The sequence below is a fragment of the Pseudarthrobacter sp. HLT1-7 genome (assembly GCF_059383435.1).
Window position 1 is genome coordinate 1 of record NZ_JBWZCH010000019.1, and the last position, 20,668, is coordinate 20,668.

Annotated in this window: 21 protein-coding genes and 1 pseudogene; 7 read left to right on the forward strand and 15 right to left on the reverse strand. The window is 67.2% G+C overall.

Going from position 1 to position 20,668, the window contains the following annotated elements; genetic code table 11:
* Together AC50X6_RS15820 and AC50X6_RS15825 are read left to right on the forward strand one after the other, a co-directional pair.
* Window positions 1-575 (forward strand): HNH endonuclease signature motif containing protein (locus tag AC50X6_RS15820; RefSeq protein WP_494967128.1); only part of this gene is annotated, 575 nt, incomplete at its 5' end.
* 141 nt (window positions 576-716) lie between these two features.
* Window positions 717-1,967 (forward strand): PrsW family intramembrane metalloprotease, encoded by a 1,251-nt coding sequence (locus tag AC50X6_RS15825; RefSeq protein WP_494967129.1) that lies wholly within the window; start codon window positions 717-719, stop codon window positions 1,965-1,967.
* A gap of 90 nt (window positions 1,968-2,057) precedes the next feature.
* Here the strand turns inward: AC50X6_RS15825 and nusB are convergent, their stop codons facing one another.
* The 14 genes from nusB to AC50X6_RS15895 all read right to left on the reverse strand — a co-directional run bounded on the left by nusB (window position 2,058) and on the right by AC50X6_RS15895 (window position 15,726).
* Window positions 2,058-2,468 carry a transcription antitermination factor NusB gene (gene nusB / locus AC50X6_RS15830; protein WP_494967130.1) on the reverse strand — a complete coding sequence of 137 codons (411 nt, stop codon included), beginning with the start codon at window positions 2,466-2,468 and terminating at the stop codon, window positions 2,058-2,060.
* Entirely contained in the window at window positions 2,468-3,031 is a 564-nt protein-coding gene (gene efp, locus AC50X6_RS15835; RefSeq protein WP_326966112.1) for an elongation factor P, read from the reverse strand. The genes nusB and efp overlap by 1 nt, the downstream gene beginning before the upstream one ends.
* 166 nt (window positions 3,032-3,197) lie before the next feature.
* The gene (locus AC50X6_RS15840; RefSeq protein WP_494967131.1) at window positions 3,198-3,713 is read right to left on the reverse strand and encodes a tetratricopeptide repeat protein; all 516 of its coding nucleotides are present in this window, start codon (window positions 3,711-3,713) and stop codon (window positions 3,198-3,200) included.
* Entirely contained in the window at window positions 3,713-4,804 is a 1,092-nt protein-coding gene (gene aroB, locus AC50X6_RS15845) for a 3-dehydroquinate synthase (RefSeq protein WP_494967132.1), read from the reverse strand. Before aroB ends, AC50X6_RS15840 begins: the two co-directional genes overlap by 1 nt.
* Before the next feature lie 12 nt (window positions 4,805-4,816).
* Window positions 4,817-5,356 (reverse strand): shikimate kinase, encoded by a 540-nt coding sequence (locus AC50X6_RS15850; RefSeq protein ID WP_494967204.1) that lies wholly within the window; start codon window positions 5,354-5,356, stop codon window positions 4,817-4,819.
* A 47-nt stretch (window positions 5,357-5,403) separates the two neighbouring features.
* Window positions 5,404-6,603, reverse strand: a complete 1,200-nt coding sequence (gene aroC, locus AC50X6_RS15855; protein ID WP_494967133.1) for a chorismate synthase — start codon at window positions 6,601-6,603, stop codon at window positions 5,404-5,406.
* A 26-nt stretch (window positions 6,604-6,629) separates the two neighbouring features.
* On the reverse strand, window positions 6,630-7,583 hold the full coding sequence (locus AC50X6_RS15860; RefSeq protein WP_494967134.1) for a shikimate dehydrogenase family protein: 954 nt from the start codon (window positions 7,581-7,583) through the stop codon (window positions 6,630-6,632).
* Window positions 7,580-9,160: an endolytic transglycosylase MltG gene (mltG, locus tag AC50X6_RS15865; protein ID WP_494967135.1), complete on the reverse strand. Its 1,581-nt coding sequence runs from the start codon at window positions 9,158-9,160 to the stop codon at window positions 7,580-7,582. Before mltG ends, AC50X6_RS15860 begins: the two co-directional genes overlap by 4 nt.
* Window positions 9,141-9,770 carry a Holliday junction resolvase RuvX gene (gene ruvX, locus AC50X6_RS15870; protein ID WP_494967136.1) on the reverse strand — a complete coding sequence of 210 codons (630 nt, stop codon included), beginning with the start codon at window positions 9,768-9,770 and terminating at the stop codon, window positions 9,141-9,143. The genes mltG and ruvX overlap by 20 nt, the downstream gene beginning before the upstream one ends.
* A gap of 2 nt (window positions 9,771-9,772) precedes the next feature.
* Complete coding sequence (gene alaS, locus AC50X6_RS15875; protein WP_494967137.1) at window positions 9,773-12,451, reverse strand: alanine--tRNA ligase; 2,679 nt, start codon at window positions 12,449-12,451, stop codon at window positions 9,773-9,775.
* Window positions 12,452-12,601: 150 nt separating this feature from the next.
* On the reverse strand, window positions 12,602-12,856 hold the full coding sequence (locus tag AC50X6_RS15880) for a DUF6167 family protein (protein WP_494967138.1): 255 nt from the start codon (window positions 12,854-12,856) through the stop codon (window positions 12,602-12,604).
* A gap of 21 nt (window positions 12,857-12,877) precedes the next feature.
* Complete coding sequence (locus AC50X6_RS15885; RefSeq protein ID WP_494967139.1) at window positions 12,878-13,252, reverse strand: DUF948 domain-containing protein; 375 nt, start codon at window positions 13,250-13,252, stop codon at window positions 12,878-12,880.
* 144 nt (window positions 13,253-13,396) lie between these two features.
* Entirely contained in the window at window positions 13,397-14,023 is a 627-nt protein-coding gene (gene rpsD, locus AC50X6_RS15890; RefSeq protein WP_326966120.1) for a 30S ribosomal protein S4, read from the reverse strand.
* A gap of 194 nt (window positions 14,024-14,217) precedes the next feature.
* Window positions 14,218-15,726, reverse strand: a complete 1,509-nt coding sequence (locus tag AC50X6_RS15895; RefSeq protein ID WP_494967140.1) for a replication-associated recombination protein A — start codon at window positions 15,724-15,726, stop codon at window positions 14,218-14,220.
* Between the two features lie 98 nt (window positions 15,727-15,824).
* On the opposite strand from AC50X6_RS15895, the gene AC50X6_RS15900 reads away from it, so the two are divergent.
* The gene (locus AC50X6_RS15900; protein WP_494967141.1) at window positions 15,825-16,472 is read left to right on the forward strand and encodes an acVLRF1 family peptidyl-tRNA hydrolase; all 648 of its coding nucleotides are present in this window, start codon (window positions 15,825-15,827) and stop codon (window positions 16,470-16,472) included.
* 247 nt (window positions 16,473-16,719) lie between these two features.
* Here AC50X6_RS15900 and AC50X6_RS15905 read toward each other — a convergent pair.
* Window positions 16,720-16,926: pseudogene (locus AC50X6_RS15905) on the reverse strand (AAA family ATPase); the annotation flags it as partial.
* Between the two features lie 193 nt (window positions 16,927-17,119).
* On the opposite strand from AC50X6_RS15905, the gene AC50X6_RS15910 reads away from it, so the two are divergent.
* From AC50X6_RS15910 to AC50X6_RS15925, 4 genes are all read left to right on the forward strand, one after another.
* Window positions 17,120-18,031, forward strand: a complete 912-nt coding sequence (locus AC50X6_RS15910; protein ID WP_494967142.1) for an alpha/beta fold hydrolase — start codon at window positions 17,120-17,122, stop codon at window positions 18,029-18,031.
* Window positions 18,032-18,331: 300 nt separating this feature from the next.
* Window positions 18,332-18,541 (forward strand): hypothetical protein, encoded by a 210-nt coding sequence (locus tag AC50X6_RS15915; protein WP_494967143.1) that lies wholly within the window; start codon window positions 18,332-18,334, stop codon window positions 18,539-18,541.
* 83 nt (window positions 18,542-18,624) lie between these two features.
* Window positions 18,625-19,389 carry a phosphotransferase enzyme family protein gene (locus AC50X6_RS15920; protein ID WP_494967144.1) on the forward strand — a complete coding sequence of 255 codons (765 nt, stop codon included), beginning with the start codon at window positions 18,625-18,627 and terminating at the stop codon, window positions 19,387-19,389.
* Entirely contained in the window at window positions 19,371-20,633 is a 1,263-nt protein-coding gene (locus tag AC50X6_RS15925; protein ID WP_494967145.1) for a P-loop NTPase family protein, read from the forward strand. Before AC50X6_RS15920 ends, AC50X6_RS15925 begins: the two co-directional genes overlap by 19 nt.
* The last annotated feature ends 35 nt before the right edge of the window (window positions 20,634-20,668 follow it).

The following is a 20,668-nucleotide window of genomic DNA, read 5'->3' on the forward strand; positions in this document are numbered from 1 at the left end:
TCCACCGGGTCCTGACCGACCCCCGGGACGGAGCGCCCCTGGAAATCGGACGGACCAGCTACCGCCTCACCAAAGCCCAGCGTCAATGGCTCCGGCTCCGCGACGGCAGATGCCTCTTCCCCGGCTGTAACAACCACTCCCTGGACAACGACGCGGACCACCTCCTGGCCTGGGCCGACGGCGGCACCACCGGCATCGCCAACCTCGGACAAGCATGCCGGCGCCACCACCGCCTCAAACACAACACCGCCTGGACACCAAGCGGGGCCGGCAAGGACAGCCCGCCAGGATGGACCTCACCCACAAACAGGCACTACCCCAGCGAACACCACGACTGGGAACCACCCCACTGGCCCGATTGGTCCCTCGCCATGACCACAGACATGACCGCGACCATGACCCCGGACCCCAGCCCGGACCTGAAACAGCCCCCGGACCCTTTCCCGGACTGGCACTCATTTACGGCCGGGCACCCCTGGGCCGCCGCAGAAACGGACCACCCCACCTGGCCAGAGCCCCCCGAGAGCACCACCCCGGAATGGCTCCTTTTCCTGACGGCCTCGGACAGTAGCTGACGCGAAAGTTGCACTAACAGTGTCTCGTTGATTGGATGATCCGGCCGGCCGGCGCTGCAGCGGTCGTTTACCCGTGTCCGTTGCAGGAGTTCGAGGGTCAGCGCACCCTCGATGCCTAGGAAATCCCATAGGCTCTTGTGCATGACGAGCCACAATCCTCGGTCCGGGCGCCGGGCGCCGCTGCCGGAGCAAGCCAACCCGAGCTGGATGGGGCATATCCCGGAGGAGAACTACCGCCCGGCACCGGTGAACTCCGCGGGCCGGCTGCGTGCCGCTCTGCCGCCTGCCCTGTCCCCTGCCCCTCCGGCCGCCGGAAGCAGGCGCTCCGCCGGTGCGGTCGGCCTTGTGGCAGCCGGGGTGGTGCTCGGATTCGTCAGCCTGTTCTCGGTCCTCCCCTTCCTCCTGGCCAACACCGGTGTCACCGGTTTCGCCGTGGGATTCGTCGCCTCGCTGCTGCCGCTGGGAGCTGTCCTCCTCGCGGTACGTGTCATCGACCGCTGGGAACCCGAACCCCGGCGGCTGTTGCTCTTCGCTTTCATCTGGGGAGCCAGTGTCTCGATTTCTGTGACGATGCTGATCCAGCCGTTCTTTTCCCTCGCGGCCGGACCCGCCTCCGGGCTGGATGCGCAGACCTTTGCCGTCACGGTCCAGGCGCCGGTGGTGGAGGAATTCGCCAAGTCGCTGGGACTGCTGTTGCTGGTGCTGTTCGCCCGGAAGCACTTCGACGGGCCAGTCGACGGCGTGGTGTTCGCCTTCACGGTCGCGGGCGGCTTCGCCTTCACCGAGAACATCCTCTACTTCGGCCGCGCCATCGCCGAGTCCAGCGACCCTGGCACGGAGCTGGCCATGGTCTTCTTCCTCCGCGGGGTGATGTCGCCCTTCGCCCACGCCATCTTCACTGGCACCACCGGGCTGATCATGGGCTTCGCCGCGCGGCGCGGGAACACGGGGCTGGCAGTGGCGGCGTTCGGCGTCGGACTGGTTCCGGCGATGCTGCTGCACAGCGGCTGGAACAGCATGGGCCGGAACTTTCTGGCGCAGTACGTACTGGTACAGGTTCCAATCTTCATGCTGGCCGTGCTGGTGATCGTGCTGCTGCGGGTCGCGGAGAACAGACTGACCCGGCAGCGGCTCCGCGAGTACGCGGCGGCGGGCTGGTTCACCGCGGCGGAGGTGGATCTGCTGGCCACCGGCGCCGGCCGCCGCTCGGCCCTGCGCTGGGCCAGGTCCGGCGGCCGGGGCCCGCAGATGAAGGCCTTGCTCCATGCCGCCACCCGGCTCGCCTTCACCCGGCAGCGGATCCTCAGCGGACCAAACGTGCGCGCCCACCAAATCGACGAAAAGCACCAGCTGGCCGACGTCGCCGTCCTCCGGGCCGCCGTCATCCGCTAAGTACGCCGACCGGCCGGACATAGGACCCGGACAAAACAAGAGCCCCGTTCAGGATCACCTGAACGGGGCTCTTGGACACTGGAAGGGGTTTCAAGCCAGCAGCGAAGGCTTCAGCTGCTGCAGCCGGCCCAGCAGGCCGTTGATGAACGACGGCGACTCGTCCGTGGAAAGTGTCTTGGCCAGCGCCACGGCCTCGCTGACAGCAACGCCGTCGGGGACGTCATCGTTGTAGAGCAATTCCCAGGTGCCGATCCGCAAGATGGTGCGGTCCACCGCGGGCATCCGCTCCAGGGTCCAGCCCTGCGAATAGGTTTCCAGGAACTCGTCAATCGCAATCTGGTGGGAGACGACGCCTTCAACGATGTCAAGCGTGTACGGGTTGACGATTTGATCCGTCTGCTCGCGGCGGGCCTTCAATACATCGAACGCCGAGACGTCGCGCTGCTCCGCCTCGAAGAGAACATCCAGGGCCCGGTTGCGGGCCTTACCGCGTGCACTCACTAGTCGTTGACCCGGCCGAGGTAGCTGCCGTCGCGGGTGTCCACCTTAACTTTGGTGTTGTTCTCGACGAAAAGTGGCACCTGGATCTCGTAGCCGGTTTCGAGTGTGGCGGGCTTGGTGCCGGCCGAGGAGCGGTCGCCCTGCAGGCCCGGCTCAGTGTACGTAATCTCCAGTACGACGCTCGGGGGCAGCTCGATGTAGAGCGGGTTGCCTTCGTGGATGGCGATGTTGACCATCTGGTTCTCGAGCATGAAGTTGGTGGCGTCGCCCACTGTCGCGCCGGAGACGGTCAGCTGGTCGAAGTCGGACGTGTCCATGAATACGAAGTCGACGCCGTCCTGGTACAGGTACTGGTAGTCGCGGCGGTCAACCGTGGCGGTCTCGATCTTGAGTCCGGCATTGAAGGTCTTGTCGACGACCTTGCCGGACATCACGTTGCGCATCTTGGTGCGCACGAACGCGCCGCCCTTGCCGGGCTTCACATGCTGGAACTCAATGATGTTCCAGAGCTGGCCCTCAAGCTTGAGAACGGTTCCGTTCTTGATGTCGTTAGTGGTTGCCACTGTATCCTCTGGTTTCTTCTCTGACGGGTTCGAGCTGCGAGCCGGTTATGCCAGGCAAGCATGCCCAACGGCCTGCCAGCGCGTATTTATCAAAAATCCAAGAACCATTCTACCGGTCTAGCCGGACCGCCGCCGGACGGGCCACCGGCCGGGCCACGAAGCATCCTCAGGAGGCAAGATCCAAGACTTCGCGGGCGCGCTGCAGTTCCACCGTGGCGGCGTAGATCATGGCAGCGTCGGCGGAACCGGCCACCCGCAGGTCCAGCGCTTTGGCAAAAGATTCGACGGCGGCGGCGATATTGCCGCCGGCGAAGTGGGAGCGGCCCAGGTGCTCGAGGATGGCCGCTTCATCGGCGGTGCCCCGGGTTTCGGCCAGCAACTGCCGGAACAGGTCCACGGCCCGGTCGGCCCGGTGGGTAACGCGCAGCACGTCGGCTTCGAAAATGCGCAGCCGCAGCGAATCCGGGTCCTTGTAGCGGGCTTCGGCGAGGAGTTCCGCGGCTTCCGCGGCATGCCCTTCGACGAGCCGCACGAAGATCAGTCCTCCCGGGTCCGTCGAGGCCGCGAGGGCGTCGGCGACGGTGTCCTGGTTGACGATCTGGGGCACCAGGTTCTCCGGATTGATGCGGATCCCGGGGAATCCGCCGTCCGGCCAGTCGCTGGTGCCTGCGAGGTTCGGCATCAGGAGGCGATCTCCTGGTAGGCGGCGAACAGCAGGGAGGTGTCGGGGACGTCGAGGATGCCGGGGCGTCCGATGCCGTCGAGCACAACGAAGCGCAGCAGGTCGCCGCGGGATTTCTTGTCTCTCCGCATGCCGTCCAGCAGGGCCTGCCAGCGGTCCCGCCGGTAGGTGAGGGGCAGCCCAAGGCTTTCGAGGATAGTGCGGTGCCGGTCCGCGTCGGCGTCGCTGAGGCGGCCGACGCTGCGGGCAAGTTCGGCGGCGAACATCATGCCGACGGACACGGCGGCGCCGTGGCGCCAGGAGTAGCGCTCGGCGAGTTCGATCGCGTGGCCCAGGGTGTGGCCGTAGTTGAGGATCTCGCGCTGGCCGGTTTCCTTGAGGTCCGCGGACACCACCCGCGCCTTGACCGTGATGGCCCGTTCGATCAGTTCCCGCAGGGTATCCGAGCGGGGGTCGGCGACGGCGTCCGGGTCCTTTTCGATCAGTTCGAGGATGGCCGGATCGGCGATGAAGCCGCATTTGATGACCTCGGCCATGCCGGAGATGATCTCGTTCCTGGGCAGCGTGTCCAGGGTGTCGAGGTCCGCGAGGACACCCGCCGGTGGGTGGAAGGCTCCGACGAGGTTTTTGCCTTCCGCGGTGTTGATGCCGGTCTTGCCGCCTACGGCCGCGTCCACCATGCCGAGCAGGCTGGTTGGCATGTGGATGACCTTGACACCGCGCAGCCAGGTGGCCGCCACGAAACCGCCGAGGTCGGTCACGGCCCCGCCGCCGACGGCGACGACGGCATCGGAGCGGGTAAAGTCGTTCTGGCCCAGCACCTGCCAGCAGAAAGACGCCACCTCAATGTGCTTGCCTTCCTCGGCGTCGGGGATTTCGGCGGTCAGCGCCGTGAAGCCGGCCGAGGCGAGCTCCTCCCGGACGGTGTCGCCGGTCAGCCGGAGCGCCCGCGGGTGGATCACCAGTACCCGCTTGACGCGCTCCCCCAGCAGGCCCGGGAGGCTGGACAGCAGGCCGCGGCCCACCACGACGTCGTACTTCTCGCCGGGTGTCTGCCCGGTGACGAGGATGACGGTTGATTCGGTAGTCACGTTTTAGCTTCCTTAGTCGCCGCTGTTATTGGGGCCGCTGTCATGGGTGCCGCCGGGCATCTTCCGGGCGGCCAGTTCCCGCAGCGCATCTTCCAGCCGGCGGGCGATGTCCGGGACGGTTCCGACCCGGACATCGACTACCAGGTCGGCGAGCCGTTCGTAGACCGGCCGCCGGGTGGCGAACAGTATCTTCCAGCGTTCCATGGCGTCCCCGGCCAGGAGCGGCCGGGCCGAATTCCTGGCGATGCGTTCCGCCACGGTGCCCGCATCGCATTCGAGATACACCACTGTGCACAGCGCCAGCAGCTGCTGCGTGCCGGAGTCCAGCACGGCGCCGCCGCCGAGGGAGATGACCGTGTTGGTGCCCTGGCCATGCTCGATCGCCCGTGCCACTGCCCGCGCCTCCAGCTCACGGAAAGCGATTTCGCCGCGGCCGGTGAAAATCTCGGCTATGGTTCCGTGGGCGGCAACAATCACGGCGTCGGTGTCCACGAAGGCCGCCCCCAGCCGCAGCGCGAGCTGCTGCCCGATGGCTGACTTGCCGGCCGCCATCGGCCCGATCAGGGCAGTGGGCCTGTCCACTGTGTTCACTGCCGGCACTACAGCCCGATCGAGTCCAGGGACGCCGGAATGTTGTCCAGATAACCCTTGAGGTTTCGGGCGGTTTCCTGCACCGAATCGCCGCCGAATTTTTCCGTGACCGCTTCGGCGAGGACCAGCGCCACCATGGCCTCGGCGACGACGCCGGCGGCCGGCACCGCGCAGACGTCGGAGCGCTGGTGGTGGGCCCTGGCGGCTTCCCCGGTGCTGACGTCGACGGTCTTCAGCGCCCGCGGGACCGTGGCGATCGGCTTCATGGCTGCACGGACGCGCAGTACGTCGCCGATACTCATGCCGCCTTCTATACCGCCGGCACGGTTGGACGTGCGGATGATCTTTCCGTTTTCGTCCTTGACGATCTCATCGTGGGCGGCGGAGCCACGCCGGGAGGCGGTGCGGAACCCGTCGCCCACCTCGACGCCCTTGATCGCCTGGATACCCATCAGGGCGCCTGCCAGGCGCGAATCGAGGCGGCGGTCCCAGTGCACGTAGCTGCCGAGTCCCGGCGGCAGTCCGTAGGCGAGGACTTCCACTACACCGCCGAGGGTCTCACCCTCTTTGTGCGCTGTGTCCACCTCGGCCACCATCGCATCGGAGGTTTCGCGGTCGAAGCAGCGCAGGGGGTCGGCGTCGAGGGCCAGGACGTTGTCCGGGACCGGCAGCGGCCGGCCTTCCGGGACGGCGGTGCTGGCAATCGACACGGTGTGCGAGACAAGTTCGATGCCGAGCTGCCCTAGGAACGCGGCGGCCACGGCGCCGAGCGCCACGCGGGTGGCGGTCTCACGGGCGCTGGCGCGCTCCAGTACGGGCCGGGCCTCGTCGAAGCCGTATTTCTGCATGCCGGTGAAGTCGGCATGGCCGGGGCGCGGCCGGGTCAGCGGAGCGTTGCGTGCCTGGTCGGCGAGGATCTCCGGGGCCACGGGGTCGGCAGACATAATCTGCTCCCATTTGGGCCATTCGGTGTTGCCGATCTGGATGGCGACGGGGCCGCCCTGGGTCACGCCATGGCGGACGCCGCCGAGGATGGTGACCGCGTCCTGCTCGAATTTCATCCGCGCGCCGCGGCCGTAGCCCAGCCGGCGGCGGGCCAGCGCATCGACGATCCGGGCACTGGTGAGTTCAACACCGGCGGGCACGCCTTCAATAATTCCGACCAATGCCGGACCATGGGATTCTCCGGCAGTCAACCAACGCAACATACAATCCATCCTGCCATGTAAGGCGCTCAGAACACCCGCCGGGGTGCCCCCACTGCGTCACACATCACATCTATGACCCCGGCTGGCACGGCGTCGCCGAGCCGGGTGAAGTGGCGGACCTGTTCCACCGCCTGGTAGATCAGCATCTCGAGGCCGGGAACGACGGTTCCGCCCGCCTTCTGCCACACGGAGGCGATCCGGCTGGGCCAGGGATCGTAGGCAACGTCCAGCAGGACTCCGGGGTGCTTCCGCGCGGCGTCCGGCGTATCCTCCCCCGTCGCATGCTGCGTGAGTTCCCGCTCAAATTCTTTCATCAGGTCCACCGCCAGGGCGTCCGCGGCGCGGGGCGGCAGGGTTGAGATGACGACGTCGGCCGCGGCCACGGCGGCCGCCGCGCCAACGATCGGAAGCACCGTTATGGGAAGTCCGACGGCGGCGGACGCGGCGCGGGCCTCTGCCGCTCGGCCGACATCCCGCACATAGACCTCCGCCGACAGGGCGCCGAGTTCCGTGAGGGCCGCGATGGCGGCGGCAGCGGTCCCGCCGCCGCCGAGGATGACGGCGACGGGAGCGGACGCCGCCCGCGCGTGCCGCAGCGCGTTGACGATGCCGGCGACGTCGGTGTTGTACCCGACGAGTCGGGTGGTGCCGCTGTTGGCACCGGAAGGTCCTCGTCCGGAATCATCGGGCTCAAAGGCGACGGTGTTGATGACGCCGAGCGCGCGGCCCACGCCGCGGACCTCGTCCACCTCGGCCACCATCGCGGTTTTCAGCGGCATGGTGACGGACAGCCCGCGCCAGCTGTCGCCCTGGCCCACCGCTTCCCGGATCCGGACCATCAGGGACGGCAGGTTCGCCTCGGTCACATCGATCGCGGAGTAGGCCATCGCCACCCCGAGGTAGGTGTAGGCAGACCGGTGCAGGGCCGGGGACTTCGAATGGCCGATCGGATGCCCGAGGACGGCGGCACGCAACGTCACACGCAGCGTCCGGGATTGGCCTCGCACCAGGAGTTGTACTTGTCAACGTGCGTGTTGTGCTCCGCGAGGGTCTTGGAGAACTTCGTCTCCTTGGTGTCCAGGTTGATGGTCACCCAGTAAAGGAAATCGTTGGTCTTGGGTTTGGCGGCGGAATCGATAGCCGTCTTACCGGGCGATCCGATGGGTCCCGCCGGCAGGCCGGTGTTGGCATAGGTGTTGTAGGGGTTGGACTTGTCGGCCTTCTGCGCTTCATCGATGTTGAAGCTCCGGATACCCAGGCCATAGGTCACCGTGGCATCGGACTGGATCAGCCCATTGGTCTCGGTGTTGTTGGCCTTGAGCCGGTTGTAGATGGCGCCGGCCACATCGCCGTATTCAGCCTGGCCGCCTTCGGCCTGGACGATGCTGGCTATCGTGATGACGTCGTACTGCCTGGCCGGATCAGTGACGCCCTGGGACTTAAGCTCGTCCAATGTGGTAGTGACCAGCTTCTGGAGGATGTCCTTGGCCGGGGTGCCGAGCGGGAACCGGTATTCACCCGGGGCGAGGAAGCCCTCGAGGTTCTTCGACTTGGCCGGGACGCCGAACTGCGCGGGGGAATCGGCGAGGGTCTTGAGTTCCGATGCCGGAAGCCCGGTGCCCTCGGCGATGGCCTGCAGGGATTCACCTACCCTGAGTCCGGCGCTGAGGGCGAAGTACATGACCTTGCCCTTGTCCTTGTTCAGCAGCACGTCCACCGCGTCCGAATTATTCATCTCGTTGCGCATGATGAAGTCGCCGGGGCTCAGGGCTCCGCCGGAGGCGGCAAAGTCCCTGAGGAAGGTGTCCGCGTTTGCGATGACCTTTTTCTCCTGGAGCTGGCTGGCCACGGACCTGGGACCGGCACCAGCCGGGACGGAAATTGTCACTTCGCCTGTGCCGGGGCCAGGATAGTCGGCCGGCGTGTCACCGCCGAGCAGTGGCTTCAGGAACTGCGCACCGACGACGATTGCGACGACGAAAACAGCCAGGGTCAGGAAAAGCGCCAGGAAACGGCGGCGACGACGGACCTTCTTGGACGGGCGTTTGGGCGTGCGGACAGAGGAGGCTCCGGCCATCAGGTCGTGCCCGGCTTCCTCGTGGGGTCCGTCCGGGTGCTGCCCATCGGCGTCGTCCGGATGGAGAGCATTCTCGTGGTGGAGTTCGTAGCCGTGCTGCAACTCGGCGTCGGCCGGGTGGAGCACGGATTCTTCACGGTAGCCGCCGGCAACATCGTGGACGGGCTCTGGGTGCACTGGCTCGTCGTGCACTGGCTCGTCGTGCACGGGCTCTGGATGCAATGGCTCGTCGTGGACGGGCTCGGGGTGCACAGGCTCGTCGTGGACAGTGGGTGCCGCTGCGGGACGCTCAGGAGCAGCGGCCGGCACGGCGGGGGCAGGCGCCGGGGCGTCCCCGCCGGTCTCGAAAGCCTGCGGCGGGATGGCGTCCTGGTCCTGCGGCGAGAGGGACTTCTCGCGGGCCCTGGTCTCTTTGCGCGTCAGCGGTAAGCCGGTGCCGAAAGCTTCACCAGAGGAGTCGTCATTGTTGGCCGGGCTCACTGTAGCCTTCCATTTTGTGCAGTTCGCGTGTGTGCAGTTCGCGGTGTGCAGATTGCATGTTGACTGCCGGAGCGGCCTGAGCGCCGTCTCCGGTTGGCCCCGGCGCGGACTCCGCGTACACGCGGCTTCCGACCTCCGTCCCCCTGGCCTTTTGCATATCGATCGCATGTTGCAGAATACCTGCGGCCGCAACCTGATCAACCACTTTACGGTGATTTCGGCTGCTCATGCCAGCCTCGCGCAGGTTCCGGTGCGCCGTGACCGTGCTCAGCCGCTCGTCCACGAGCCGTACCTGCATCCCGGAACCGCCCTCCCTCAGTCTACCGGCCAGTAACTTTGCGTACTCCGTGGCCATCCGGGCGGACGCATGCTCCTCGCCCTTCATCGTCCGCGGAAGGCCCACGAAGATCTCGACCGCGTTGAGCTCAACGGCCAGGGCCGCGAGGATCCGCACATCGGTATTCTTCTTCGTGTTCCGTTCCAGGGTCCGCAGGGGGGTCGCCAGGATACCGTCGCGGTCGCAGACCGCGACGCCCACCCGGACCGTACCGACGTCGACCCCAAGCTTTACGCCCTGGGGGTAGTCGCCGGGCACTGCAGCTTCAGTCATGTCTAGCGCTTGGCGATGGCGTCGACGACGGCGGTGAGAGCCGCGCCGACCTTTGAGGTGTCGGTGCCGCCGCCCTGCGCGACGTCGTCTTTGCCGCCGCCGCCGCCGCCGAGGATTCCGGCTGCCAGGCGCACGAGTGCGCCGGCTTTGACGCCGGCCGCGCGGGCAGCGTCGTTGACGGCGATCAGGATAACCGGGCGGTCGTTGCTGACGCCGGTCACCGCGACGGCGGCGGGCTCGGAGCCGAGCCGGGTCCGCAGGTCCAGGGCCAGGCCGCGCAGCTCATCCGCGCCGTTGACCTGGCCGGCGTCGTGGGCGATGACCTTGACGCCGGCGGCGTCCTGGGCAGTTCCGGCGAGCCGGCCGGCGGCGGCCGTGAGCTGCTCCTTGCGGAGCCGGTCGAGTTCCTTCTCGGCCGTCTTGAGCTTGCTGAGGGTGCTGGCGATCCGCTCCGCGAGGAGCCCGGACGGTACCTTGAGCAGCTCGGTGAGCTCGGTGACGAGGGCACGTTCGGCTGCAAGGTGCCGGAAGGCCTCCATGCCCACGAAAGCCTCGACGCGGCGGTTTCCTGACCCGACGGACTGGTCTCCCAGCAGGGAGAGGCTGCCGATCAGCGAGGTGTTCCCGACGTGGGTGCCGCCGCAGAGTTCACGGGACCAGGCGCCGTCGATCTCCACGACGCGGACCTCGTTGCCGTAGTTCTCGCCGAAGAGCGCCATGGCGCCGAGGGCCTTGGCCTCCGCGAGCCCCATGACTTTGGTTTCCACCGGGTAGTTGTTCCGGATGGCGATGTTGGAGACTTCCTCGATCTCGGACCGGGTGGCGGCGCTGAGGCCTTCGCCCCAGGCGAAGTCGAAGCGCAGGTAGCCGGCCTTGTTGAAGGAGCCGCGCTGCAGCGCCTCCGGGCCGAGGATCTGGTGCAGGGCCGCGTGCACGATATGGGTGCCGGTGTGCGCCTGCTCGGCGGCGTGGCGGCGTTCCCGGTCCACTGCTGCTTGGACCTGCGCGTCGACACCGATTTCGCCTTCGCGGACGATTGCCTTGTGCACGCTCAGGCCCTTGATGGGGCGCTGGACGTCCAGGACCTCGACGATGAAGCCGTCGCCGGTGATCAGCCCGGTGTCGGCCGCCTGGCCGCCGGCCTCGGCGTAGAACGGCGTCTCGGCCAGGACGAGTTCGATTTCCTCGCCCGTGGAGGCCTGGGCAACCTTCCGGCCGCCGGCCAGGATGCCGCGGACCCTGGACCCGCCGCTGAGTTCGGTGTAGCCGGTGAAGACGGTCTCGCCGGCGGTAAGCAGCTCCTGGAAGGCGCTGAGGTCGGCGTGGGCGCCTTTCTTGCCCTTGGCGTCGGCCTGGGCGCGCTGGCGCTGTTCCAGCATGAGCTTGCGGAACTCGGGTTCGTCGACCTTCAGCCCGGCCTCGTCCGCCATTTCGAGCGTAAGGTCGATCGGGAAGCCGTACGTGTCGTGCAGGGCGAAGGCGTCGGCGCCGGAGAGCGGGTGCCCGGCGGCCTGGGATTCCTTGACGGCGTCCTCGAGGCGGGCCGTGCCGGAGGCGATGGTGCGCAGGAACGCCTTCTCTTCGGCGTAGGCAATCCGGCTGATCCGGTCGAAGTCCGTCTCGACGATCGGGTAGACGCCTTTCATGGCGTCGCGTGAGGCCGGCAGCAGCTCCGGCAGGCAGGCCTTTTCGACGCCGAGCAGGCGCATGGAGCGCACTGCGCGGCGGATCAGGCGGCGCAGCACGTAGCCGCGGCCTTCGTTGGACGGTGTGACGCCGTCGGCGATCAGCATGAGCGACGATCGGATGTGGTCGGCGACGACGCGCATCCGGACGTCGTCGGTGTGGTGCGGGTCCCGGGGGGACTCGGCGGAGGTGTATTCCCGGCCGGACAGTGCTGCGGCCCGGTCGATCACGGGGCGGACCTGGTCCGTCTCGTACATGTTCTCGACGCCCTGCAGGATCATGGCCAGGCGTTCCATGCCGAGGCCGGTATCGATGTTCTTCTTCGGCAGTTCGCCGGTAATGTCGAAGTCCACCTTTGAGCGGACGTTGTCGATCTGGTACTGCATGAACACGAGGTTCCAGATTTCGACGTAGCGGTTCTCGTCCGCGATCGGGCCGCCCTCGACGCCGTAGGACGGTCCGCGGTCATAGTAGATCTCGGAGCAGGGACCGGCCGGACCTGGCTGGCCGGTGGACCAGTAGTTGTCCGCCTTGCCCATCCGCTGGATCCGCCCGGCCGGCATGCCGGTGTTCTTCAGCCAGAGCTGCTCGGCCTCGTCGTCCTCCTCGTAGACGGTGACCCACAACTGCCCGGGCGGAAGGCCGTAGCCGCCGTCGTCAACGCTGCTGGTGAGCAGTTCCCAGGCGAACCTGATGGCGTCTTCCTTAAAGTAGTCGCCGAAGGAGAAGTTGCCGCACATCTGGAAGAAGGTGCCGTGCCTCGCCGTCTTGCCGACTTCCTCGATGTCGCCGGTCCGGATGCACTTCTGCACGCTGGTGGCCCGCTTGAAGGGGGCTTCCTCACGCGCGGTCAGGTAAGGGATGAACGGGACCATGCCGGCCACCGTGAACAGCAGGGAAGGGTCGCTGGAGACCAGTGAGGCGGAGGGGACCGCCGTGTGGCCCTTGCTGACAAAAAAGTCGATCCAGCGCTTGGTGATCTCCTGCGACTTCATGAGCTGATTACGTACCCTTCAATATTCATTGCGGTCGTGGTCCACGCGCGTAGTCCGCGGAACAGTCTGATCCCGGCCGTCGGCCGTGCCGGCTCAACGTTCTCCGGGTGCCGGCCGTATTAATTCTCCCCCGGATTAATTCTCCCCCGGCTAGCGCCGGACTGCATCCCGGGCGCCGACGGCGATATCAGCGCCAGCGTCAATACCCAGGGCACTGCGAAGTTCGGTTTCGCGCTCCTGCATGCCCTCGCGAACGGCGTCGGCGAAGTCGTAAAGTCCGTCGGCGAGCCGTCCCACGGCCCGGTTCAGCCCCTCCGGGCCCAGATTGGACCGGGTCTCGGTGATCTTGCGGAAAGCGATGACGCCGATGGCGACGCCGATGCCCATCCAGATGATTCTGTTCATAGTCAGGTTCTCCAGCTGGGCTTAGCGGCTGCGGCGGCCGGTGGCGGGCTTTTTGCGGGCGGTGAAGGCGGAGCGCACGCCGTAGCTGAAGGCGGCCACCTTGATCAGCGGCGAGCCAACGGTGGCGGCCACGAGCGAGGACAGCGCCGAGATGTTGGCTGAGGCGTCCGAGACGTTGTTCGCGATCCCGTCCACCTTCTTCAGCTGCTGATTGGTGGTGGAGACGGTGGCGGTGACCTCGTCCATCAGCGGGGTGGCGCCGTCACTGATTGAACGGATGGATGTCCGTACTTCGTCAAACACTCCCCCGAGCTTCAGAATCGGCACGGCGAGCAGCACGACCAGCAGTGCAAACACCCCGGCCGCGATCAGGCCGGCAATATCGCCACCAGACATAGTCTTCATCTCCTTGTTACGTCGTATTGCTGCGGCTTCCACCGGCTGATCCAGCCGGCAACCGCAGAACTCCCCCAAGTACCTTACATACAAAGAAGCCCGCGGCGCGTGCCACGGGCTTCTTTGTCAGGTGTTGCGTTGGATCTAGCGTGCGTAGAATTCCACGACAAGCTGCTCTTCGCAGGTCACGGGGACCTCGGAGCGCTTGGGGCGGCGCACCAGGCGGGCCTGCAGGGCGTCAAGCTTGACGTCCAAGTAAGCCGGAACCATCGGCAGGACGTCGCGGTGAGCGCCGGCTGCTGCAACCTGGAACGGGGGCATGGGCTCGCTACGGCTGTGGACGTGGACCAGCTGGCCTGCGGCGACGCGGAACGACGGGCGGTCAACGCGGATGCCGTCAACCAGGATGTGGCGGTGCACAACCAGCTGGCGGGCCTGGGCGATGGTGCGGGCGAAGCCTGCACGCAGCACGAGGGCGTCGAGACGCATCTCGAGCAGTTCGATCAGGTTTTCACCGGTCAGGCCCTTGGTGCGGCGTGCTTCCTCGAAGGCGCGCGTCATCTGGGCTTCGCGGATGCCGTACTGGGCGCGCAGACGCTGCTTTTCGCGCAGACGTACGGCGTAGTCGGAGTCCTGCTTCTTGCGGGCACGGCCATGCTCACCGGGGCCGTACGGGCGGCGCTCCATGTACTTGGCGGCCTTGGGGGTCAGAGCGATGCCGAGTGCACGCGAAAGGCGTGCGGTACGGCGAGCACGAGTGTTGTTAGCCACTTGTGTCCTTCCAATATCTGCGGTGTGTCAGTGTTACTGGCCTCCATCATGGAGAGCATCGGCCAACCGCTGCCTTTTGCTACTGGGCACCAGGCGCCAGCCCTCCGGAATAAACTCAGAACAGCGTGAACTGCTGAGAACCGGTGGATTGTGCGTCCGTGCCTTGCCAGACAACGAACAAGCCTACCAGAAGCTCACTTGCCCCGGATGATCCTGCGCAGCCGCTCCAGCCGCGTGGAGATGTCCCGCTCGGCGCCGTTGGCTGTCGGCTCGTAGTAGTTGCGGCCCACCAGGTCATCCGGCGGGTATTGCTGCGTGGCCACCGAGTGCGGGGCGTCGTGGGCGTATTTGTAGCCCTGACCGTGGCCGAGCTGCTTGGACCCCGGGTAGTGGGCGTCGCGCAGGTGCGCGGGGATACCGTTGCCGCGCCCGGCCCGGACGTCGGCGATCGCCTGGTTGATGCCCAGGTATGCCGCGTTGGACTTCGGCGCGGTGGCGAGATGGACCACGGCCTCGGCCAGGATAATGCGGCCTTCCGGCATGCCGATCAGCTGCACGGCCTGCGCAGCGGCGACGGCTGTCTGCAGCGCCGTGGGATCGGCCATCCCGACGTCCTCGGCCGCGGAGATGACGATGCGCCGGGCCACAAACTTCGGGTCCTCCCCCGCCTCGAGCATCCGGGCCAGGTAGTGCAGGGCAGCGTCAACGTCGGACCCGCGGATGGACTTGATGAAAGCACTGGCGACGTCGTAGTGCTGGTCGCCCGCGCGGTCGTAGCGCACCGAGGCGACGTCGAGCGCCCGCTCGGTGTGCTTCAGTTCGATCCTCACCGGTGCTGGCTCTGCCATGCCGGCCCCGGCCGCACCGGCGATGCCGTCGACGTCGTCCGCGCCGTCCGCGGCGTCCGCGCCGGCGATGCCGTCGATGTCGTCGGCGTCCTTTGCATCACCGAACGCGACGCCGGCGGCCGCCTCGAGCGCGGTCAGCGCCCTGCGGGCGTCCCCGCCGGAGAGCCGGACCAGGTGCGCCAGGGCCTCAGCGTCGAGTTCCACCTGACCGCCGAGCCCGCGGACGTCCGACGCGGCCCGCAGGAGCAGGCCCTCGACGTCGCCGTCGGTGAGGGGTCTGAGGGTCAGCAGCAGGGACCGTGAGAGCAGCGGGGAGACCACGGAGAAGGAGGGGTTTTCGGTGGTCGCCGCCACCAGCACCACCCAGCGGTTCTCCACACCGGGCAGCAGTGCGTCCTGCTGGGCCTTGTTGAAGCGGTGGATCTCATCCAGGAACAGCACAGTGGTGGTCTTGAAGAGATCCCTGGCCGTCAGGGCTTCCTCCATAACGCGGCGGACGTCCTTGACGCCGGCGGTGATGGCGGAAAGCTCCACGAACTTCCGGCCCGGGCCCTTGGCGATGACGTGCGCGAGCGTGGTCTTCCCGGTGCCGGGCGGTCCCCAGAGGATCAGCGAACTGGGGCCCGCGGGGCCGGTGGCGTCCGTCCCGGCGGCGAGCTGCCGCAGCGGCGACCCATGGCCCAGCAGGTGCTGCTGGCCCACCACATCATCGAGTGTGCGCGGCCGCATCCGGACGGCAAGCGGACTGCGCGGCGAAGTCCGGTGACCGGCGGGCCGGCCTGCGGCTGCGGCGCCCTCGCCGTCGTCGTCGTTTCCGCCGGCGTTATCCTGCCCTGCGCCAAAGAGATCATCCACATAGATAGGCTACTTCTAGTTCCTTCCCGCCCTGACACCCTTTGACCCCGACACCGCTGACCCCGACACCTTCGCCCTCACGATGGAGACCCACACCCATGGCAAGCCCTGAGACCCGTGTGGCGTTCGTCTCCGGCGCCCGGCTGCCCGGCTGGCTGGAGCGCTTCGCCGCGAGCCACGGCGAGCTGGGCGAAGAAGAGCTCGACGGCGGCCTGCAGCTGCTCGCCGCTGACGGGGCTGTGGCCCTGCTCCACGCGCCGTGGCCCGTGGACGGCCGTCCCGGCCGCGGCGGCGACGCCGCAGCCCGGCTGGCGTCCCTCGCGTGCCAGCAGCGGAGCATCGGCGCCGTTCTGGTCCGCCGCGGCGGGTACTCGGTGGCCGTGGTCAGCGGCGGCGCGGTGCTCGCCTCCAAGACGGGAACGCGCCATGTCCAGTCCCGGACGGCGGCCGGCGGCTGGTCGCAGCAGCGCTTCGCCCGGCGTCGCGCCAACCAGGCCGACGCCCTCGTCGAGGCCGTGGCGGAGCACGCCGCCCGGATTTTCGCGGACCACCGGATCGAGTACGTCGCGCCCGGCGGGGACCGGACCCTTGCCGGGGAGGTCCTCGCCGAGCCGGTGCTCAAGCAATACGCCGCGCGGCCAAGGCTGGCGTTCCTGGACGTCCCGGATCCCCGCGCGGCGGTCCTGAAGAAGGCCGCCGCGGATTTGTGCGCGGTGCGGATCGTGGTGACCGACCCGCCGGCGTAAGTACGCCGGAAGCCTGGACCGGCCGGGCCCGGGCCGTGGGACAAGTCATGGAATGCGATGTCGGGCACGGACGTGTTCGGGTTTTTTCGAGGTAGGTGAAGAATCCATGCATGGTTTCGGCACGCAAGAAGTAGCCCCGCCGGGTGGCACCAGCGTTGCGGACAAGCTGCAGGTGCTCGGCGAGCACGGATTCCGTGGATCTGGTGGTGTGCTGCGCGCCGGTCGACCCGCCTTCGGGAGACAAACCGTAGGCCAATGCGATGGCCTCTACGAGCGTCGATTTTCCTGATCCGTTTTCGCCGACCAGGACGGTGGCCGACGTCAGATCGAGCCCGTGGTCAAGGACCTGGGCGACGGGCGGCAGGACTGCCGGCCACCCGTCGGCGGTCCAGTGCATGTGCGGGATCCTCAGCCAGCCGTCTGATCGGGTAGTTGGGGACGGGCATGCGCCCATCCTTGCGCGCACGGCATCTGGCCTGTAGCCCCCGGCCCCGCCACGGCTCGGGTTCCGGAACGACAGCCGCTGCCTGGTTGCACCGCCCGATGTTGTCCTGGATTACGGAGAGAAATCTTCCGGCCCGGTCCGGTCCGGCACTCCTGCGGCTCCGAATCATTTCCTGAGACCAAGAGCAGGAGAGCAGGCGACCATGAGTGTTCAGCAGAGCGCCCCCACGGGAGCGGTAACGTTGCGGCGGCTCGTCCTTCGCACGGAGCTGGGTCCCTGCACGGTGCGGGTGCAGCAGGGCGCCGGAGGCCGGTGCCCTGCGTCTGGCACACCGGATGTTTATCTTCACGGCGCCGCGGGATCCTGGACTTCTTTCGGCCCGCTGCTTTCCGGGACGCCGGCCCATGCCCGGGTGCTGATTGATCTGCCGGGCTGGGGTGAATCCACGGAGGGCGCCCGGCCGGAACACTTCAGTATCGAGGAGATGGCACGCGCAGTCACCGGGATACTGAACTCGCTCGGCTACCGCCGCTGGAACCTGGTGGGCCACTCCATGGGCGGCTTCCTGGCATTGCACATTGCCGCGGCGTGGCCGGAGCAGACCGCCAGCGTCGCCGCCATATCAGCCACCACATTCGGAATGTCCGCGGTTGCGCAGAGGCCGCTGCGCAACCTGTCCGGGCTCCCGGCGTTTGCCGGCATGCTGCTGCTTATGCGCTCCATGGCGGCCCTCGGCCCGGCGGGGTCGGCACTGGTCCGTTCAGTCGGCGCAACACCGGTGATGGGAGCGCTGATGTCCCCATTTTTCGCAGACTCCGCGGTCATTCCCGCGGGGGTGATCCGCGGGCTCGGCGATGACGCCCGGCCGGCCAGCTTCTGCGCTGCTGCCCGGGCCGCGGCGCACTACGATTTTCGCCAGTGGAGCGGCATCCGCTGTCCGGTGCTGGCGACCCGCGGGGACAGGGATGTGTTCACGCCTCCGTCTGACCTGGTCCGGTTGGCAGAGATCGTGCCGCACGCCCGGCTGGTATCCATCCCGCATTGCGGCCACTTCGCCAACATCGAGCGGCCAGCGCACGTTCAATCGCTGCTGGATGACCTGTGGTCCGGGTGAGGTGTCCGGCGGCGCCGGAAAACGTGGCGCCGGAAATCCCGAGGCAGAGGCCGGTGTCCGCGGCCCGGCGCTGCGGCCGGCTTCCGCACGAGGTCTCCCCGTGGAAGGCTTGGCGTCGTGGAACAATGCGAGCGGCCCAAGTACGTCCGTTATCAGGCAGTATCCCCCAACCGTCGTGGTCTCTTCCCCGGCATCTTCGCCCTCGCGAATGGTCTGGCGAACAGCGGCCGGCTAGGTCCAGCGGATTGGACCGCGTGGCGGCGTGCCAACGATCGGGCTGATGCCGCGTACCGGGACCCGATGACCGTTGATGCATCGGTTTACGATCGCGGGATCAACCCCACCGCCGAATCGTGGTTCAAGAACACGGCAACGAATCTGCCAGCCGACCTGGACTTCTACGAAGACCTCCTGCGGCGCTACGGGGTCGAATACCGGGTGCTGCGCTCTGATGATCCGGGGATCGTTCTGTCTGAAGACGACGTCCAGATAGTCGTGGCGCCCCGGTAGCACGCGCGGGCGTGGTGCGCCGCGCGCCTGACCCCCTGTTGGTGCTTGTTCGTCGGGCAACCGGGCAGGGATAGATTGGACGGATGGATGACGAAGAGACCCTAGCCGGCGGCAATTCGACCCTTGTGACCAGGTTGGGCCGGACCGTGCGGCGGAGTTCCGGGCCGTGGACTCCCGCCGTGCACACGTTCCTCGATGCCATCCGGGCCGCGGGTATCACCGAAGTACCGGAAGTTCTCGGCATGGACGTTCACGGCCGGGAAGTCCTCAGTTTTATACCCGGTGACGCCGCGCATTATCCGCTGCCGGACTGGGTGTGGGAACCGTCAATCCTGCACGACGCCGGGGCCTTGCTGCGACGTATCCACGACGCCAGCGTAGGACTTGCCCAGGCAGATCTGGAGTGGCAAATACCCACCCATCAACCGCCGGAGGTCGTGTGCCACAACGACACCGCGCCGTACAACATGGTGTTCCGGGACGGGCGGCTGGCGGCGCTCATCGACTTCGATACAGCCTCACCGGGCCCAAGGATCTGGGACTTCGCCTACCTGGCATATCGCCTGGTGCCGTTGGGAGAAAATGGCGGCGCTACTGCCCCCGGCGTGAGTGATCGAGTTGCCCGCCTTGATGCCCTGATCACGGCCTACGGCCTCCCCTTTGAGCACCGGGACGTCTTCAAAACCCTGGCGGTCAGGCTGGACGAACTTGCTGACTTCACGGACCATCGCGCTGCCGCTACCGGACGGACAGATTTCCTCGACCACTCCGCCATGTACCGCCGCGATCGCGACAAAGTGTCAGCGCAGGCAGTCTGGAATCCGGACGGGTGCATCGAAGCTTCATAGTTGACGAGACAACGGGCAGCCCGTCACCGGCACAGGCTCAGGCGCTTCTGGGCAGTGCCGATTCGATCGGCGCCACATCGACCAACGCAGCGGCCCTGCCCGGTGTCCATGATGTTTACCAGCCGGCGATTGTGGGCTCCATGCTGATGATCGGAATGCATATCGTCGCCCACACCGGCTACGGGGCCCCGCTGCTTGCCGCGGCTGTGGATGTTTGGGGTGCCGCGACTGCCAGTATCTGGCCAATGTTCCCGAGGTCCACCAAGGCTGGCTCTACCAAGCGGTTCCTGACCTCGCTGTTCGCCTACTTCGTCCTTTACGGCGTTGCGCTGGGCAGAGGGGCCAGCCTCTTCCGCGACGGCAACCCCATACTCCCCGGGTGCCGACGTTCCTCCCCAGTTACTCGGCTCCGGAGCCCGTTTCAGCCCCAGGGAACCGCGGAGTTCCGCGGGTGCCGGCCGGCGCGCGTGGAAGTAACTGGGCAGGAGCGTCATGCAGGAGCCACGGAGCCCGGTGACCCCCGCCTAGCGGTCATCGCTGGCGAACCGCTGGCACAAACAGGGGCCGCCCCGCCCGCCCGCGCCGGCGGCATGGTCCGCGGCTCGCAGGCGCTTCCGCACGGGCCGTGGACCAGCGAACAGGACACTTCTGTCTATGCTCTACACATGCATTCCCACAGTGACCCGCTTCCACATCCCCCGAAGCGCGTGCTCGTGGCAGGGGTATCGGGAGTGGGAAAGACAACGCTCGCCGGGCGGATCGCCGCCATAACAGGAGGTTCGCACACAGAAATCGATGCGATCTTCCATGGACCGGGTTGGACGCCCCGACCGGAATTTCTCGCTGACGTGCGCGCACTCGTCAAGGCCGACTCGTGGACCACCGAGTGGCAGTACGACGCCGCGCGACCGCTGCTCGCGGAGAGCGCAGACTTGTTGGTCTGGCTCGACCTTCCCTTTGTACGCGTCACATTTCCCCGCCTCCTCCGACGGACCATCCGACGGCGGTGGAGCCGCGAAGAGTTATGGAACGGCAACCGCGAAGCGCCCCTTTGGTCAGTCTTCACCGATCGTGATCACATCCTGCGCTGGGCCCTTCGGACCAGGCGAAAGTATACCGCCGCAGTACCCCGCCTCGTCCGTGACTACCCGCAGCTCACCGTTGTCCGGCTGGTTTCGCAGCAGGACGTCGAGGAATGGCTGGCCGGGCCGCTGCTCCGCTCGGTCAACGCGTGCCGACCCTAGCAAAGACGGCGCCGGAGCAGCCCGGTAGCCTTTAC

Bases quoted from the DNA above. Each gene is read 5' to 3' on its own strand.
- ruvX (WP_494967136.1), bottom strand. From the start codon at position 9,770: ATGACTGAAGCTGCAGTGCCCGGCGACTACCCCCAGGGCGTAAAGCTT.
- AC50X6_RS15915 (WP_494967143.1), top strand. From the start codon at position 18,332: ATGACCGTTGATGCATCGGTTTACGATCGCGGGATCAACCCCACCGCC.
- AC50X6_RS15850 (WP_494967204.1), bottom strand. From the start codon at position 5,356: ATGGCGGCCGGCAAGTCAGCCATCGGGCAGCAGCTCGCGCTGCGGCTG.
- AC50X6_RS15825 (WP_494967129.1), top strand. From the start codon at position 717: ATGACGAGCCACAATCCTCGGTCCGGGCGCCGGGCGCCGCTGCCGGAG.
- AC50X6_RS15900 (WP_494967141.1), top strand. From the start codon at position 15,825: ATGGCAAGCCCTGAGACCCGTGTGGCGTTCGTCTCCGGCGCCCGGCTG.
- alaS (WP_494967137.1), bottom strand. From the start codon at position 12,451: ATGAAGTCGCAGGAGATCACCAAGCGCTGGATCGACTTTTTTGTCAGC.
- AC50X6_RS15920 (WP_494967144.1), top strand. From the start codon at position 18,625: ATGGATGACGAAGAGACCCTAGCCGGCGGCAATTCGACCCTTGTGACC.
- AC50X6_RS15910 (WP_494967142.1), top strand. From the start codon at position 17,120: ATGAGTGTTCAGCAGAGCGCCCCCACGGGAGCGGTAACGTTGCGGCGG.
- aroC (WP_494967133.1), bottom strand. From the start codon at position 6,603: ATGTTGCGTTGGTTGACTGCCGGAGAATCCCATGGTCCGGCATTGGTC.
- AC50X6_RS15840 (WP_494967131.1), bottom strand. From the start codon at position 3,713: ATGCCGAACCTCGCAGGCACCAGCGACTGGCCGGACGGCGGATTCCCC.
- AC50X6_RS15885 (WP_494967139.1), bottom strand. From the start codon at position 13,252: ATGTCTGGTGGCGATATTGCCGGCCTGATCGCGGCCGGGGTGTTTGCA.
- AC50X6_RS15880 (WP_494967138.1), bottom strand. From the start codon at position 12,856: ATGAACAGAATCATCTGGATGGGCATCGGCGTCGCCATCGGCGTCATC.